This window comes from Brachybacterium sp. sponge, assembly GCF_001613775.1.
In the GTDB taxonomy this organism is placed as follows: domain Bacteria; phylum Actinomycetota; class Actinomycetes; order Actinomycetales; family Dermabacteraceae; genus Brachybacterium; species Brachybacterium conglomeratum.
Genome location: NZ_LRMP01000002.1, coordinates 267,125 through 281,260, shown reverse-complemented (window position 1 = coordinate 281,260; position 14,136 = coordinate 267,125). Strand labels below are relative to the sequence as shown.

16 protein-coding genes and 1 tRNA gene are annotated in these 14,136 nt (G+C 72.2%); 8 read left to right on the top strand and 9 right to left on the bottom strand.

Annotation, left to right across the window (positions count from 1 at the left end; genetic code table 11):
• Positions 1-6 precede the first annotated feature (6 nt).
• On the top strand, positions 7-279 hold the full coding sequence (locus A4A78_RS09320; RefSeq protein WP_010550035.1) for an HPr family phosphocarrier protein: 273 nt from the start codon (positions 7-9) through the stop codon (positions 277-279).
• An 89-nt stretch (positions 280-368) separates the two neighbouring features.
• On the opposite strand, the gene ptsP is transcribed toward A4A78_RS09320, so the two are convergent.
• Entirely contained in the window at positions 369-2,087 is a 1,719-nt protein-coding gene (gene ptsP / locus A4A78_RS09315) for a phosphoenolpyruvate--protein phosphotransferase (protein WP_062949798.1), read from the bottom strand.
• Positions 2,088-2,159: 72 nt separating this feature from the next.
• Positions 2,160-2,660 (bottom strand): hypothetical protein, encoded by a 501-nt coding sequence (locus A4A78_RS17790; protein WP_062948592.1) that lies wholly within the window; start codon positions 2,658-2,660, stop codon positions 2,160-2,162.
• 187 nt (positions 2,661-2,847) lie between these two features.
• Between A4A78_RS17790 and A4A78_RS09305 the strand changes: the two genes are divergently transcribed.
• Together A4A78_RS09305 and A4A78_RS09300 are read left to right on the top strand one after the other, a co-directional pair.
• Positions 2,848-3,789: an SDR family NAD(P)-dependent oxidoreductase gene (locus tag A4A78_RS09305; RefSeq protein WP_062948590.1), complete on the top strand. Its 942-nt coding sequence runs from the start codon at positions 2,848-2,850 to the stop codon at positions 3,787-3,789.
• 83 nt (positions 3,790-3,872) lie between these two features.
• Positions 3,873-4,667, top strand: a complete 795-nt coding sequence (locus A4A78_RS09300; protein ID WP_062948588.1) for a DUF1684 domain-containing protein — start codon at positions 3,873-3,875, stop codon at positions 4,665-4,667.
• A gap of 9 nt (positions 4,668-4,676) precedes the next feature.
• Here the strand turns inward: A4A78_RS09300 and A4A78_RS09295 are convergent, their stop codons facing one another.
• The gene (locus tag A4A78_RS09295) at positions 4,677-5,216 is read right to left on the bottom strand and encodes a hypothetical protein (protein ID WP_062948586.1); all 540 of its coding nucleotides are present in this window, start codon (positions 5,214-5,216) and stop codon (positions 4,677-4,679) included.
• A gap of 75 nt (positions 5,217-5,291) precedes the next feature.
• Positions 5,292-5,379: transfer RNA gene (locus tag A4A78_RS09290), tRNA-Ser, on the bottom strand.
• A 245-nt stretch (positions 5,380-5,624) separates the two neighbouring features.
• Between A4A78_RS09290 and A4A78_RS09285 the strand changes: the two genes are divergently transcribed.
• Genes A4A78_RS09285 through A4A78_RS09275 form a run of 3 tightly spaced genes read left to right on the top strand, consistent with a single transcriptional unit; the run spans position 5,625 to position 8,028 of the window.
• Positions 5,625-6,602, top strand: coding sequence for an MDR family oxidoreductase (locus A4A78_RS09285; RefSeq protein ID WP_062948585.1), 978 nt, complete (start codon positions 5,625-5,627; stop codon positions 6,600-6,602).
• A 29-nt stretch (positions 6,603-6,631) separates the two neighbouring features.
• On the top strand, positions 6,632-7,612 hold the full coding sequence (locus A4A78_RS09280) for an NAD(P)H-quinone oxidoreductase (RefSeq protein ID WP_062949796.1): 981 nt from the start codon (positions 6,632-6,634) through the stop codon (positions 7,610-7,612).
• Complete coding sequence (locus A4A78_RS09275; RefSeq protein WP_062948583.1) at positions 7,609-8,028, top strand: hypothetical protein; 420 nt, start codon at positions 7,609-7,611, stop codon at positions 8,026-8,028. Before A4A78_RS09280 ends, A4A78_RS09275 begins: the two co-directional genes overlap by 4 nt.
• 10 nt (positions 8,029-8,038) lie before the next feature.
• Here A4A78_RS09275 and A4A78_RS09270 read toward each other — a convergent pair whose 3' ends face one another.
• The 3 genes from A4A78_RS09270 to A4A78_RS09260 are packed head-to-tail and all read right to left on the bottom strand — an operon-like array spanning position 8,039 to position 10,161.
• On the bottom strand, positions 8,039-8,782 hold the full coding sequence (locus A4A78_RS09270; protein ID WP_062948581.1) for a hypothetical protein: 744 nt from the start codon (positions 8,780-8,782) through the stop codon (positions 8,039-8,041).
• The gene (locus A4A78_RS09265) at positions 8,782-9,282 is read right to left on the bottom strand and encodes a hypothetical protein (protein WP_062948579.1); all 501 of its coding nucleotides are present in this window, start codon (positions 9,280-9,282) and stop codon (positions 8,782-8,784) included. The genes A4A78_RS09270 and A4A78_RS09265 overlap by 1 nt, the downstream gene beginning before the upstream one ends.
• A 48-nt stretch (positions 9,283-9,330) precedes the next feature.
• A complete protein-coding gene (locus tag A4A78_RS09260; protein WP_062948577.1) occupies positions 9,331-10,161 on the bottom strand; it encodes a WXG100 family type VII secretion target in 831 nt (276 codons plus the stop codon).
• Between the two features lie 95 nt (positions 10,162-10,256).
• On the opposite strand from A4A78_RS09260, the gene A4A78_RS09255 reads away from it, so the two are divergent.
• Positions 10,257-10,682 carry a hypothetical protein gene (locus A4A78_RS09255; protein WP_062948575.1) on the top strand — a complete coding sequence of 142 codons (426 nt, stop codon included), beginning with the start codon at positions 10,257-10,259 and terminating at the stop codon, positions 10,680-10,682.
• Here the strand turns inward: A4A78_RS09255 and A4A78_RS09250 are convergent.
• Together A4A78_RS09250 and serS are read right to left on the bottom strand one after the other, a co-directional pair.
• On the bottom strand, positions 10,673-11,539 hold the full coding sequence (locus A4A78_RS09250; RefSeq protein ID WP_062948573.1) for an HAD family hydrolase: 867 nt from the start codon (positions 11,537-11,539) through the stop codon (positions 10,673-10,675). The genes A4A78_RS09255 and A4A78_RS09250 overlap by 10 nt on opposite strands.
• Before the next feature lie 94 nt (positions 11,540-11,633).
• Entirely contained in the window at positions 11,634-12,905 is a 1,272-nt protein-coding gene (gene serS, locus A4A78_RS09245) for a serine--tRNA ligase (protein ID WP_062948571.1), read from the bottom strand.
• Between the two features lie 62 nt (positions 12,906-12,967).
• On the opposite strand from serS, the gene A4A78_RS09240 reads away from it, so the two are divergent.
• A complete protein-coding gene (locus tag A4A78_RS09240; protein ID WP_062949794.1) occupies positions 12,968-14,119 on the top strand; it encodes a diacylglycerol kinase family protein in 1,152 nt (383 codons plus the stop codon).
• Positions 14,120-14,136: the final 17 nt, after the last annotated feature.

Here is a 14,136-nt window from a genome sequence, read left to right as displayed (position 1 = left end):
TCCACCATGGCAGAGCGCACCGTCACGATCGCCAGCGCCTCCGGGCTCCACGCCCGCCCCGCCGGCATCTTCGCCCAGGCCGCTGCGCAGCAGCCGGCCACCGTCACCATCGAGAAGGCCGGCGGAAGCGCCGTGCAGGCCTCGAGCATGCTGATGCTCATGACCCTCGGTGCCGGTCACGGCGACGAGGTGACCCTCCGCGCCGAGGGCGAGGGGGCCGAGGAGTCGGTCAACGCGCTCGCGGACCTGCTCGAGAAGGACCTCGACGCCGAGGAGTGAGCGAGAGCCCCCGCGACGAGGAAGGCGCCCCACCGACCAGGTGGGGCGCCTTCCTCGTTCAGGAGCGCCGAGAGGCGGAGCTCAGCCCCTCACAGCCCCAGCTCGCCCAGGATCGGCAGGTTCGCGCGGACCAGGCTCACCGCGTCCTCGGAGGTGCGGGCCGCGAGCGCCTTCGCGGCGAGGTCCTTGGCCTGCTCGAGGGGGACGGTCGAGAGCACCTTCGCGACCGCGGGCAGGGAGCGCGGGGTCATCGACAGCGAGTTCACGCCGAGGCCGACGAGCACCACCGCGAGGCCGGGGTCCCCCGCGGCCTCGCCGCACACGCCGACGGGCTTGTTCGCGCTCTCCCCGAACGCCTCGGGGTCGCCGCCGGCCGTGCGGGCGCCGTCGCAGGTGGCCTTCACCAGCGCGAGCACGGCGGGCTGCCAGGGCGAGTTCAGGTGCGCGAGGGAGCCGAGCTGGCGATCGGCGGCCATCGTGTACTGGGTGAGGTCGTTGGTGCCGATCGAGGCGAAGTCGGACTCGGCGAGGTGGCGGTCGGCGGTGATCGCGGCCGAGGGGGTCTCGACCATGATCCCGGCCGGCTCGAGGCCGCGCTCGCGGCACAGGCCCACGAAGTCCTCGGTCTCGTCGACGGTCGCGATCATCGGCGCCATCACCCAGGGCTTCGCCTCGGTGCTCTTCGCGGCGGCGGCGATCGCGTCGAGCTGGTTGGTCAGCACCGAGCGCTTCTCCCAGGAGGTGCGATAGGCGCGCACGCCGAGGGCGGGGTTGGGCTCGTCGGCGTCGGTGAGGAAGGGCAGGGGCTTGTCGGCGCCCGCGTCGATCGTGCGCACCACGACCTTCTTGCCCGGGAAGTGCGCGAAGGTCTCCGAGTACGCGGCGGTCTGCTCCTCCACGCCGGGCTCGTCCTCGCGGTCCAGGAACAGGAACTCGGTGCGGAAGAGGCCCACGCCGTCGGCGTGCGCGGCGGCCGCCTTCTCGGCGTCCTTCGCGCCGCCGATGTTGGCCAGCAGCTGCACGCGGGTCCCGTCGGCGAGGACCCCTCCCCCGCCCTCGTAGGTCAGGGGGTTGCGTTGAAGCTCGGCCCACGCCTCGGAGAGGCGCTGGTGCTCCTCGGTGACCTCGTCGGTGATGGTGCCGAAGCCGGCGTCGATGAACACCTCGGTGCCGTCGGAGAACTCGTGGATCCCCTTCGCGGCGACGATCGCGGGCAGGCCCAGCTGGCGGGCGAGGATCGCGGTGTGCGACTGGGGGCCGCCGTCGGAGGTGACCAGGGCGAGCACACGCGCGGGGTCGAGGGTGGCGGTGTCGGCGGGGGCGAGGTCGATGGCGGTGAGCACGAACGGCTCGTCGACCTCGGGGATGCCGGGGGCCTGCTCGCCGCGTAGCTCGGCGACGATGCGGGCGCGGACGTCGCGCACGTCGGTGGCGCGCTCGGCCATGTACCCGCCGAGGTTCTCGAGCATGGAGGCGACCTGGTCGCCGGCCTCCCACACGGCCCGCTCGGGCGTCTTCCCGCCGGAGAGGACGAGTCCCTGGGCGGTCTGTGTGAGGGAGGGGTCGGCGGCCATCTGCGCGGTCGCCTCGAGGATCTTCTTCCCGTCGCCGTTCGCGCGCTCGGCGAGGCGGACGAGGGTGGCCTGCACGGCGGCGGCCGCGGCGGGGATCCGCTCGGACTCGGCCTGCGCATCGGCGCCCTCGGGGAGCGTCGCGTCCGCCGCGGGCTCGGCGACCGGCGGGGCCATCGTGCGGATGGTGCCGATCACCCGTCCGGGGCTCACTGCCACACCTGTGTACTGCGCCATCGTCGTCATCTCCTCGATCCGGCCGGATGCTCCTGCTTGGCGCACATGCTACGCGGCGGAGGGAGGACCGGCTCAGTGCGGGGAGCCGGGCGACTGCGGGGAGTCCGCGGAGACCGGGCTCGGAGCCGACGGCGCGGACGGTGCCGACGGGGCGGAGGGCGGGGTCTGCGCCGTGGGCGCGGACTGCGCGGTGGGCGCCGACCGCGCCGACTGCACATCGCCGGCCTTCGCAGGAGCGGGAGCGGCCTTCGCAGGCGCGGGAGCCGCCGAGGCCGCACTCACCGCCGTCGGCGCGCTCACCGCCGTCACGGCGCTGACCTCGCCACCAGCGGTCCCCGCGCTCTGCATCGTCTCCGTCGCCGGCAGCGCGACGGCGGGCTCGGCCGGGCTCGGCGCCGACGGGGCGGAGCCCGCGGTGGCCTGCGCGTCGCCGTCGGCCGGCTGCACGACCGCGTCCTCGGACGTGCGCGGGGCGCTGTCGCCGCCGCCGACCATCGCATAGGCCACGCCCGGGATCAGCACGGCCGCGGTGGTGCCGGCCGCCACGGTCCAGATCGTCGTCTTCACACGCATCGTGATCACTCCTTCGTCTTCCCGGTCGCCCGGGTCCTCTTCTCGATGACCACAGAGAACACGGGCCCGATGAGAGACGCCCCAGATGGTGATGAGGCGCCTCTCATGCGACGTCGTTGACCCGTCCGCGGCGCACCGCTAGCGTCCGCCGCAGCACGCGTTGCCGCCGCACCCCTCAGGAGCCCCCGTGATCCGGTCCCGTTCTGCACGCTCCGGCACTCCGCTGGGCTGGGAGCACCTGCCCGCCCCGGACCTGCGCGGCAGGACCCTCGTCATGACCGGCGCGAGCGACGGGCTGGGCCGCGAGGCCGCGCTGCAGCTGGCGCTCTGGGGTGCCGATCTCGTGCTCGCGGTGCGCAGCCGGGACAAGGGCGAGATCGTCCGCTCCCGCGTCACGGCGGAGACGGGGCGGCCCGGGGCGGTGCGCCTGGTCGACCTGGACCTCGACGACCTCTCTTCCGTCCGCGCGGCCGCCGAGGCGATCGGCCGCGAGACCGCCGGGACCGGGATCGACCAGCTGATCCACGTGGCGGGCCTGGTCACCCGCCGCCGGGAGGAGACGGCCGACGGCTTCGAGCGAATGCTCGGCGTCAACGCCCTCGCGCCGCTGCTGCTGACGGACCTGCTGCTCCCCTCGGTGCGGGACCGGGTCGTGGTGGTGGCCTCCCACGCCCACACCTTCGGTCGCGTCGACCGCGCCGATCCCCACTTCCGCCGCGGCGGATGGTCGCTGCGCGCCGCCTACGGCCGCTCGAAGCTGGTCACGATGCTGTGGGGGCTCGACCTCGCCGAGCAGCTGACCGCGACGGGCTCCCCGGTGGACCTCCAGCTGGTCCATCCCGGCTGGGTGCTCACCAACCTGCAGAACGCGACCGGCTCCGACCGGTTGGACGCCCTCGTGACCGCCGCCTCCCGTCCGCTGGCGATGACAGCGCAGGAGGGCGCGGCCCCGGTGCTGCTCGCGGCGACGCAGCCGCTCCCGCCCGGCTCCTACCTCGGCCCGGACGGTCCCGGCGCGCTGCACGGCCGGCCGACCTTCCTGCGCCGCTCCCCCACGGCGCTCGACCGCGACCTGGCTCGGGAGGTCGCCGCATGGGCGCGCGCGGAGGTCGACGACGTCGGCGGATGACCGCGCATGACGCGGGCCCTCGACGTGCGGGGTCCGAGGGAGCAGACTGCGAGCGTCCCGTCCGAGACCTGCAGGAGGCTCCCATGACCGCATCCGCTCCCGAGGACTTCCTCGCCTTCCGCGACCGTCGCGACCGCGGCCTCGCCGAGCCGCACGGGATCCTCTCCCAGGTGGGACTGCACTGGATCGACCCGGCCGACGGGGCGCACGAGATCGAGGGCGTGCCCGGCACCTGGCGGCGCGAGGGCGACGTGCTCGAGGCGGAGTGGGAGGGCGAGGCGCTCGAGCTGCTGGCGGACGCCCCCGAGGCGCTCGTCGAGCACCATGGTGAGCACACCCGCGTCACCGTCGGCGCGGCCGCCGACGTGCGCCTGGCCCGCTTCGGCGAGGACGTGCAGATCGACGTGATCCGCCGCGGCGACCGGATCGGGCTGCGCCTGCTGGACCCGTCGGCCCCGCGCCGCACCGCCTTCGAGGGCGTGCCGACCTTCGACCACGACCCGGACGCGGTGCTGACCGGCACCTTCGTCCCGCGCCCGACTGAGGTCACGGTCGGCTCGGTCCTGCCCTGGCTCACCTCGGAGATCCCCTCCCCCGGCGTCGCGCGCCTCTCGGTCGGCGGACAGGACGTGGAGCTGGTGATCACCGGCCGCTCGACCCTCATGTTCACCGACGAGACCTCCGGCACGGAGAGCGCGGACTGGCGTCAGGTGGAGGCGCGGATCGACGGGGACCGCATCAAGGTGGACCTGAACCGGGCGCTGAACTTCCCCTCGGCCTTCAGCACCTCGGCGACCTGCCCCCGCCCGCCGGAGGGCAACCACCTGCCCGTCCCGGTCCGCGCCGGCGAGCGCCGCGTGGAGCCGACGGACCGCTGAGCGCGCAGGTCAGTGCAGGGCCCACGGGTCCTGTCGACCCTGCATCCGCGCGTTCGTTGCGGCGATCCAGCGGCGGTGCGCCTCGATGGCGGCGAGGGTGGGGCAGCGCGGTGCATTCCCGGCTCGGACGGTGTCGAACGGGTTCTCCCCGCGGTACAGCATCATGCGATCCGTGGTCGCGAGCGCGGTGATGCGCCGGCCGGCGGGCTCGCGCAGCACCACGACCGCGGCGCCCGTGGTCCAGTAGGAGCTGCTCTGCTCGATCACGGCGACCTGCTCCCACGGGATCCGATGGGTGCGCACGTGGTGGACGATCGCGAGCCCCTTGTCGTCGACGAGGAACTGGACCCTGGTGCCCACGAACCAGACCAGGCCGATGAAGAGCACGAGGGACAGGCACAGCAGGAACCCGAGCACCCCGGCGACGGACTCCGCGGTGAGCAGCATGACGCCGCCGCCCAGCACGAGGAGGGAGACGGGCACGAAGACCACGCCGAGCGCGGCCCGGACCCACCAGACCCGCATCGCGCGATACCTGACCTCGGCCACGTTCCCCCTTCACCACGACGTCGCCCGCCCCCGCGCGACTCTTCCCCTGCGACGGACACTAGAAGCGCAGGTCGGCGGAGGGTGCGGGATTCGAACCCGCGGTACAGGGTCACTGCACAATGGTTTTCAAGACCATCTCATTCGGCCGCTCTGACAACCCTCCCGGTGCCCGGAGGCACCCGCGGAAGTCTACCGTCCGGCCGGACCGCGCCCCGACCGCTCAGCGCGTCTGGGTGCGGCGCACCAGCAGCAGCCAGACCCCGGCGGAGGCCGCGCCGATCACGGTGATCACGGCCACGGGTCGACGTCGAGGGCGGGATCGGTGTCGAGGTCCGGGTCGAGGTCAGGATCGGGGTCGGGGGGCATACGCTGGTGCCGACCGTGATGCCCGACCGTGAGGAGCCTCGAATGCGCGCGATCCTGATCGACTCCGAGGGCGCGGCACCGCGCCTGCTGGAGGACGCCGACGAGTCCCTGCTGACCGGCGAGGTGGCGCTCGACGTGGAGTTCTCCTCGCTGAACTACAAGGACGCGATGGCCCTGGCCGGCAAGGGCATCGCCCGCACCCACCCGCTCATCCCGGGCATCGACCTGGTCGGCACGGTGACGGAGTCCGCCGATGCCCGCTTCTCCCCCGGCGACGGCGTCGTCCTGAACGGCGACGGGATCGGCGAGTCCCGCCACGGCGGCTTCGCGACCCGCGCCCGCGTGCGGCCCGACGCGCTCGTCCACCTGCCCGCGGCCCTCACCCCGCAGCGCGCCGCCGCGCTCGGCACCGCCGGCTTCACCGCGATGCTGGCCGTGCTGCGACTCGAGGACGCGGGGCTCACCCCGGCCGACGGGGACGTGCTGGTCACCGGCGCCTCCGGCGGCGCCGGCTCGGTCGCGATCGCGCTGCTCGCCGGTCGCGGCCACCGCGTGATCGCCTCGACGGGCCGCGGTGAGGAGCACGGCGAGTACCTCCGCTCCCTCGGCGCCGCCGAGGTCGTGGACCGCCGCGAGCTGTCGGAGGAGCCGGGCCGTCCCCTGCAGTCGCAGCGCTTCGCCGCCGCGGTCGACGGAGTCGGCTCGACGACCCTCGCGAACGTCCTCGCGCAGACCGCATGGGGAGGCACCGTTGCCGCCTTCGGCCTCGCGCAGGGACCGGACCTGCCCACGACGGTGCTGCCGTTCATCCTGCGCGGCGTCACCCTCGCCGGCATCAACTCCGTCGAGTGCCCGCTGCCGCTGCGCGAGCGGGCCTGGGCGGCGCTGGCGAGCGAGCTCGACCTGGCCCTGCTGGACTCGATGACCACCACCATCGGCCTCGCCGACGCGATCCCCGCTGCACAGCAGGTGCTGGCCGGGCAGGTCCGCGGCCGCACCGTCGTCGAGGTGGGACGATGACGGCGAACCCGACGACCGAGAAGAAGACCATGCGCGCGATCACCATCGTCGGCGAGGGCGAGCTCGATCTCGCCGAGCTGCCCGAACCCACGCCCGGCCCCGGCGAGGTGCTGGTCGACGTCGTCGCCGCAGGCGTGAACCGCGCCGATCTGGCGCAGGCCGCGGGCCAGTACCCGCCCCCGCCCGGCGCCTCCGAGCTGCCGGGCCTCGAGGTCTCCGGCCGACGCCGCGACACCGGCGAGGAGGTCGTCGCCCTGCTCGCCGGCGGCGGCTACGCCGAGGTCGTCGCGGTCCCCGAGGAGCAGCTGCTGCCGGCCCCGGAGGGCATGGGCCTGATCGACGCGGCCGGGGTGGTCGAGGCCGCCGCGACGGTCGTGTCGAACCTGGTGCTCGAGGCGGGGATGCGCGAGGGCGAGACGGTCCTGGTCCACGGCGGCACGGGCGGCATCGGCACGGTCGCCATCCAGCTCGCGAAGGGCATGGACGCCCGGGTGCTCACCACCGTCGGCAGCGACGACGCCCTGCCGATCGTCGCCCAGCTCGGCGCCGACCAGGCGTGGAACCGCCGGATCATCGACCTGCCCGCCGCGGTGCGCGAGGCGGGCGGCGCGGACGTCATCCTGGACGTCGTTGGCGGCTCGGCGCTGGCCGACAACGTCGCGATGCTCAACGAGGGCGGCCGCCTGGTGATCATCGGGACGCTCGGCGGTGCGATCGGCGAGCTGCCGATCGGGCAGCTGATGGCCAAGCGCGCCCGCGTGATCGGCTCGACGCTGCGCTCGCGCCCTGTGGAGAACAAGGCCGCGATCCTCGAGGCGACCCGTTATCTGGTCTGGCCGCTGCTGGCCTCCGGGGAGCTGCAGATCCCTGTCCACGAGCGGCTCCCGCTGGCCGAGGCCGCTCGCGCCCACGAGATCCTTCGCACCGGCGGCCACCTGGGCAAGGTGATCCTGGAGGTCGAGGAGTCGGCCGACGGGCATCGTCGGGGGCGCCGCCGCCGGAGCGCATGAGCGATCAGCTCACGACCCGACTCCTCGTCGCCGCGGGCCTCACGCTCGTCGGCGTCTTCTGCCTCGCCTACACGGCCTGGGCCCGGCGCGGCCGCTCCGAGCGAGCTCGCGCCTGGATGGGCAGCGAGTTCGGCGAACGCCTGCGCGACGAGCGCTGGGCTGTGCTCGGCGCACCGATGTTCGGCGTCATATGCCTGTGCTTCGCTGCCTTCGTGCTGCCGGTGGTAGGGATCTACCTCGGCCTCGTCACACTGCCGCTGGCCGCACTGTCCTTCGTCTTCTTCCTGTGGGCGATGATGTACTTCATCCCGCTCCCCGACCTTTTCTACCCCCGCTGGGCCCGCCCGCTGCGGGAGCGGAACCGTCGCGTCGAGGCGGCCTGGAAGCGGGAGTTCCGACGACGAAGTCGCCGGTGACCCTGCGGGCTCAGTTCCGCGGGTCCTTGACCTCGTCGCTGCCGGGGAGCACCCGCACCATGGTCTCGAAGGCGGTCACCGACGGCACCGGCACCAGGGACAGGGAATCCTCGGCCTCGACCAGCACGAAGTAGTGATCGCCGGCGCGAAGGTGGACGGACATGTCCTCAGCCGCCTCGCCGTCGACAGCGACCCACCGGCAGTACGAGCGGACGAGCTGCCAGGATGCATCGGCCTGCTCGACGTCGATGTGGCCCTCGAGCAGATCTCGGACCGTCTCCCAGGCCGCGATCCGCTCGTTTTTCGTCTCCGCGGCCAGTGCGACGACCGCATCTCGCGGAACAGCGACCGACGCGTCCGGGTGCAGCGGGAAGTCACCCGGTCGGAATCGCACGAGGCGTGCCATCCCGCCGGGCAGCAGCGGGAAGGGCGACGCAGAGAGCTCGGCGAGATCCGGGCGTGCGATGCTCCACCGCACCGCTGCCGCGTTGATCCCCGCATCGATGACGTGCCGTTGCTCCCCTCCGGGACCGGACACGGTGAGCTCGACGGTGAAGATCGGAGTCCCGAGTGCGACGCGCACGGCATCCAGGAACTGGTCGTCCCCAGCCACGGGAGGCGTGACCCCAGCTTCCTGCATGGCGGCCGCGAGCTGCGAGGGATCACGGAGGCCCTGCAGGCGGGAGCGCAGGTCCTCGATGGCGCGGGCATCTCCCCGCAGGGTGCCGGCGACGTGGTCGTAGGCGATGGACATCAGGCGTCCCCCTCGGTCGTCACGACGGTGCAGGAATCCAGGATGTTCTGGAAGAGGCCATCGACCTCGCGATCACGCAGCGCCATCGTCGTCAACGAGATCGTCACGAGCAGGTCTCCTCGCCGTGTGAAGACCTGCCGGTTCACGGCGGTGATCCCGGGGGGTGCGGTCTGCAGGGAGGCGCGCAGCCATCCTTCGTCCCCGGCCACCTCCAGGGGCCGGTCATCGATCGTGTGGAAGTCCGGCACGTTCGCGAAGGCCTGCGCGTAGAAGAGGCCCTGCAGCTCCTCGAGATCCTCGGGAGCGTCCGGGCCCAGTCGCTCGATCCCGACCACGAGGTTGTCCCCGAATGGGCCCGCATCCTCGGAGGGCATGTGCGCGAGAAACGACCGCGGCTCGTCGAGCTCGCGGGTCACCCAGGTCGCGGGCACCCCGATGGAGACGCTGGCCTCCTCGATGCCCGGGATCCTGACATCGTGGGTGATGAGTTCAGACGGCATGCGGTTCGACTTCCTCGATCGATGGGGTGATTATCACAGGGAGGCAGGTCAACCCAAGACCCAGTCTATGGCCGCGTCCGCGAGCCCCCCGCCCGCGATACCGCCGACGATGCCGCCGACCGCGCCGCCGACCACGCCACCGATCGCGGTTCCTGCCCCAGGGAAGATGGAGCCGATCGCGGCACCGGCGATCGCGCCGCCCTTCGCTCCCACCGCAGCACCGCCCAATGCGCCGGCGAGATTCACGCCACCGTCCAGACCTGCTCGGACACCGCGCTCGGTGTCGCTGAGACTCGGATCACCGGCGTCCTCGTTCCATCGGTCGTTCGCGGCGAATCCGAAGGTCAGGACATCCCCGAGCGGCCCCAGGTACTTGGCGGCGGCACGCAGCCCGTGCGCGTTGCGCAGCCACGGGACGATCGCGTCCTCACCGCCGTGGGCGAAGATGTCCGCCGCGGCATCGAGCATGCGGTTGCCGGAACTCTTGAGGACCCCGAAAGCACCCGTCGCCCAGTTCCTGGGGTCGAGGAAGGCGAGCAAGGGGTTCTCGAGCGGCCCGTTGCCCGGAAAGAGGTCCCGAATCCTCTCCCCGATGGCCCCCAGCGCATCCTCGGCGGAGGCGACGTCCTGCTCCTGTGCGTGCTCGGCGATCTCCCGCGCCAGCTCCATCAGGCGATCGACGGCGGTCTCGATCTGTGTGATGTTGACCTGTCGCCAGTCTTCGCGGAAGCTCGTCGCATCGGAACCACGCCAGAACGAGTCGATCCCGGAGATCACTCCATCGATCTGTGATGCACGATCCTCGATCGCCCCTCGTCGATCCGAGATCAGCTGGGCGAAGGACTCACCCTGCGCCGTATCCATGCCATAGAAACCCATGAGACTCCCCGTGTCCTGTCCTGTCAGTTACATGGTTCCTCATATGGCATCGCCGCGACATGGGGAGTACTCCCCATGATGAGAGACTGCTTCCCATGGACGACCAGGTGACCATCCGGCTGCTGTTCTTCGCAGCCGCCTTCATCGTGGGAGCGGCCCTCTTCGCCTTCGCCATCTGGCAGCGCCGTGGACGCTCCCCTGCGGCCCGGCGGTGGATGGGCCGGGGCCGCGGGAATCCAGACTTCGAGGAGCGCATGTCGCTGATCGGGTTTCCAGCGCTCGGGGTGCTGTGCTGGTGCTTCGGCGCGGTGGTGCTGCCGGTGATCGGCACCTACCTGGCGCTCATCGCCGTACCGATTGGCGTCCTGTTCTTCATCCCGCTGATCATCTGCCGGCTGGACTTCATCCCGATCCCGGACGCCGTCTACCCGAAGTGGGCCCGCCCGATCCGTCACGCCAACGAGCAGGCCGTCAAGGACTCCGAGGCCTGGCTCCGCGCGTACCGTCGTCGTCAGCGCTGAAAGCGCTCCAGCACCAGCACTGTCCCGTCCTCGTAGATCGACTCGGTGACCACGTCCGCGACGTCCTTGACACCCTGCGGCGCCTGCCCCATCGCGACCCCGACCTCGGCCCAGGTGAGCATCTCGGTGTCGTTGAAGCCGTCGCCGACGGCGACGGTCGCGCGCCGCTCGATGCCGAGCCGGTCGCGGATCACCTCGAGGGCGCTGGCCTTGGAGATGCCGGGCGCGGCCATGTCCAGCCAGGCGGTCCACCCGATCGAGTATTCGACGCCGTGCACCCCGGACTCGGCGATGACCTTCGAGAACTCCTGCGGGGAGAGGTCGGGGACGTGGACGACCACGCGCACCGCCTCGAGCTCCATCAGGTCGTCGAGCGCGGTCTCGGTCGCCTCGACGCCGAAGCTCGCGTCCTGGAAGCCGGTGGTCGAGTGGAAGCCGCCGTCGGCCGTCTCGACCGCGTAGTGCGCGTCGGGGGCGACCTCGCGCAGGGTGCGCAGGGCGTGGCCGGGCTGGAAGGAGCGGGTGTCGACGATGCGGTGCCCGCCCTCGACCTCGGGGTCCATCTCGACGGTGACCGCGCCGTTGGAGCAGACCGCGTAGCCGCGCGTGATCCCGGCGGCCTCGACGATCGGCAGGGTCGCGCCGAGGGAGCGGCCGGTGGCGATGACGACGGTGTGCGTGCTCGCGGCGCCGCGCAGCGCGTCCCGCATCTCGGGGGTCATCCGCCCGTCGTGGTCGACGAGGGTGCCGTCGACGTCGAGGCCGATCAGCAGCGCCTTCCCGTCGAGCCGGTCGAGGTGCTCGGCCAGGCGCTCCCGTGCAGCGGTCCGGTCGGTGGTCGTGGTGGAGGCGCTCATGCGCGGCAGTGTGCCATCGGCCGCCGACGAACGGGTGAACCGACGGTGACGAAGAACCGCGCGCAGTCGCTGGAGGGGACGGGGGAAGGGCATCTCAGGCAGCGCCGCCCACGACCTCGAAGACCTCGCGCCCGCCGAGATAGGGCCGCAGACCCTCCGGCACGACGACGGAGCCGTCGGCCTGCTGGTGGTTCTCGAGGATCGCGGCGATGAAGCGGGTCGTGCCGAGCGTGCCGTTGAGGGTGGCGACGGGGCGCAGGCCGTCCTCGGTGCGCTCGCGGATGTTCAGCCGGCGCGCCTGGAACTGGGTGGTGTTCGAGGTGGAGGTCAGCTCGCGGTAGGTGTTCTGGCTGGGCATCCACGCCTCGCAGTCGTACTTGCGGGCGGCGGAGGTGCCGAGGTCGCCGGCGGCGGTGTCGATGATGCGGTAGGGCACGTCGATCCGCGCCATCATCTCCCGCTCCCAGTCCAGCAGCCGCTCGTGCTCCTCGTAGGAGTCCTCGATGCGGCAGTAGGAGAACATCTCGACCTTGTGGAACTGGTGCACGCGGATGATGCCGCGGGTGTCCTTGCCGTAGCTGCCGGCCTCGCGGCGGTAGCAGGCGCTCCAGCCGGCGTAGCGGATCGGACCGTCGGAGAGGTCGAGGATCTCGTCCTTGTGGTAGCTCGCCAGCGCCACCTCGGAGGTTCCGACGAGGTAGAGGTCGTCGCCCTTGTCGAGGTGGTACACCTCGTCGGCGTGCTCGCCGAGGAAGCCGGTGCCCTCCATCGCCTCGGGCAGCACCAGGGTGGGGGTGATCATCGGGGTGAACCCGGCCTTCGTGGCCTGGTCGATCGCGGAGTTCAGGATCGCGAGCTCGAGCTGCGCTCCCACGCCGCGCAGGAAGTAGAAGCGGGCGCCGGAGACCTTCGCGCCGCGGGCCATGTCGATCGCCTGCAGGCCCTCGGCGATCTCGAGGTGGTCCTTGATCTCGAAGTCGAAGCTCGGGGTCTCGCCGACGGTCTCTCGGAGGACGAAGTCCTCCTCGAGGCCCTCGGGGGCGCCCTCGGCGAGGTTCGGGATCTCGCGCAGGGCCGCGTCGCGGACGGCGAGCGCTTCGCCGGACTCGGCCTCGAGCCGCTTCACGTCGGCGGCGAGCTGCTTGACCTCGGCCAGCAGCGCCTGCTTCTCCTCGCCCGTGGCCTGCGAGACCTTCTTGCCGAAGGCCTTCTGCTCGGCGCGCGCCGACTCGAAGGCGGAGGTCGCCTCGCGCCAGCGGGAGTCGGCCTCGAGCACCGCATCGACGGTGGAGGCGTCGCGCCTCCGGGCCCGCTGGGCCGCTCGGACGACGTCGGGATTGTCTCGCAGGAGCCGCAGATCGATCATTGCTCCAGGGTACCTGCGTGCGCGGGCCGATCGCGGCGGGGCCGCGCCGCTACTGTGAGCACATGGATCTGACCCTGCTGCTGCTGAGCATCGCCTCGGTGGTCACCACGATCATCGCCGTCGTCCTGCTGGTCGTGGTGCTGCGACGCCTCGGCCGGCACCGCCGCGAGCTCTCCGCGCTGAAGTCCGAGAGCGCAACCCGGGCGGAGGCGCACGAGAATCCGGACGACGGCGAGGACGCGGAGGCCGCCGACCGCCTGCGCCGCATCGCCGTGGTCCTGAACCCCTCGAAGTTCGAGGGCACCGACGACTTCCGCCGACGGATCTCCGAGGTCGTCGAGCGGGTCGAGGGCGCGGAGGTCGAGTTCTACGAGACCACGATCGACGACCCGGGGCGCGGGCAGACGGAGCGGGCGGTCGCCGACGGCGCGGATCTCGTCATGGCCGCGGGCGGCGACGGGACCGTGCGGATGGTCGCCTCCGTCCTCGCCGGCACCGACACCCGCATGGGCATCATCCCCTCCGGCACCGGCAACCTCCTGGCCCGCAACGTCGACGTTCCCCTGGAGGACCCGGCCGCGGCGATGGTCGCGGCGCTGACCGGCAAGGACCACCAGGTCGACGTCGGCTGGCTGCGCTACGGGGACTCCCCCGCGGCGGCGCAGTCCGCGCCGAAGCAGATCTTCCTGGTGATCGCTGGCTTCGGCGCCGACGCCGAGATGATCGGCTACACCGACCCGCGGATGAAGAAGCGCATCGGCTGGGTCGCCTACGTCTTCGGCGGGGTCCGCACGATCCTCGGCCGCTCGGTCGACGTCGTCGTCGAGCTGCCCGACCGCACCCGCCACGCCCACAAGGCCCGCACCGTGCTGCTGGGCAACGTCGGCAAGCTGCCCGGCGGCTTCGTGCTGATGCCGGATGCGACGATCGACAACGGACGCCTCGAGGTGGTCGTCGCCGGATGGCGCGGCGCGGCGGGCTTCAGCCAGGTCGCCACCCAGGTGATCAACCCGAAGCTGGTGCCGAAGGTGGGGCCGAAGCTCTCCACGATGGAGCGCTACCTGACCACCGGCATCCGCGTGACCACGGCGAAGGCGCAGCCTGTCCAGCTCGACGGGGACACCGACGTCGAGGCGACGCACCTGATCGCGACCGTCGATCCAGGCGTGCTGCGGCTGCGCGTCCCGGAGAGCACGGAGCCCTCGAAGCACTGAGCGAGGCCGACGGGGTG

What these genes read in the sequence shown, in the direction of transcription:
- A4A78_RS09320 (WP_010550035.1), top strand. Translation starts at nt 7, where the DNA reads ATGGCAGAGCGCACCGTCACGATCGCCAGCGCCTCCGGGCTCCACGCC.
- ptsP (WP_062949798.1), bottom strand. Translation starts at nt 2,087, where the DNA reads ATGGCGCAGTACACAGGTGTGGCAGTGAGCCCCGGACGGGTGATCGGC.
- A4A78_RS17790 (WP_062948592.1), bottom strand. Translation starts at nt 2,660, where the DNA reads ATGCGTGTGAAGACGACGATCTGGACCGTGGCGGCCGGCACCACCGCG.
- A4A78_RS09300 (WP_062948588.1), top strand. Translation starts at nt 3,873, where the DNA reads ATGACCGCATCCGCTCCCGAGGACTTCCTCGCCTTCCGCGACCGTCGC.
- A4A78_RS09285 (WP_062948585.1), top strand. Translation starts at nt 5,625, where the DNA reads ATGCGCGCGATCCTGATCGACTCCGAGGGCGCGGCACCGCGCCTGCTG.
- A4A78_RS09280 (WP_062949796.1), top strand. Translation starts at nt 6,632, where the DNA reads ATGCGCGCGATCACCATCGTCGGCGAGGGCGAGCTCGATCTCGCCGAG.
- A4A78_RS09275 (WP_062948583.1), top strand. Translation starts at nt 7,609, where the DNA reads ATGAGCGATCAGCTCACGACCCGACTCCTCGTCGCCGCGGGCCTCACG.
- A4A78_RS09270 (WP_062948581.1), bottom strand. Translation starts at nt 8,782, where the DNA reads ATGTCCATCGCCTACGACCACGTCGCCGGCACCCTGCGGGGAGATGCC.
- A4A78_RS09265 (WP_062948579.1), bottom strand. Translation starts at nt 9,282, where the DNA reads ATGCCGTCTGAACTCATCACCCACGATGTCAGGATCCCGGGCATCGAG.
- A4A78_RS09260 (WP_062948577.1), bottom strand. Translation starts at nt 10,161, where the DNA reads ATGGGTTTCTATGGCATGGATACGGCGCAGGGTGAGTCCTTCGCCCAG.
- A4A78_RS09255 (WP_062948575.1), top strand. Translation starts at nt 10,257, where the DNA reads ATGGACGACCAGGTGACCATCCGGCTGCTGTTCTTCGCAGCCGCCTTC.
- A4A78_RS09250 (WP_062948573.1), bottom strand. Translation starts at nt 11,539, where the DNA reads ATGAGCGCCTCCACCACGACCACCGACCGGACCGCTGCACGGGAGCGC.
- serS (WP_062948571.1), bottom strand. Translation starts at nt 12,905, where the DNA reads ATGATCGATCTGCGGCTCCTGCGAGACAATCCCGACGTCGTCCGAGCG.
- A4A78_RS09240 (WP_062949794.1), top strand. Translation starts at nt 12,968, where the DNA reads ATGGATCTGACCCTGCTGCTGCTGAGCATCGCCTCGGTGGTCACCACG.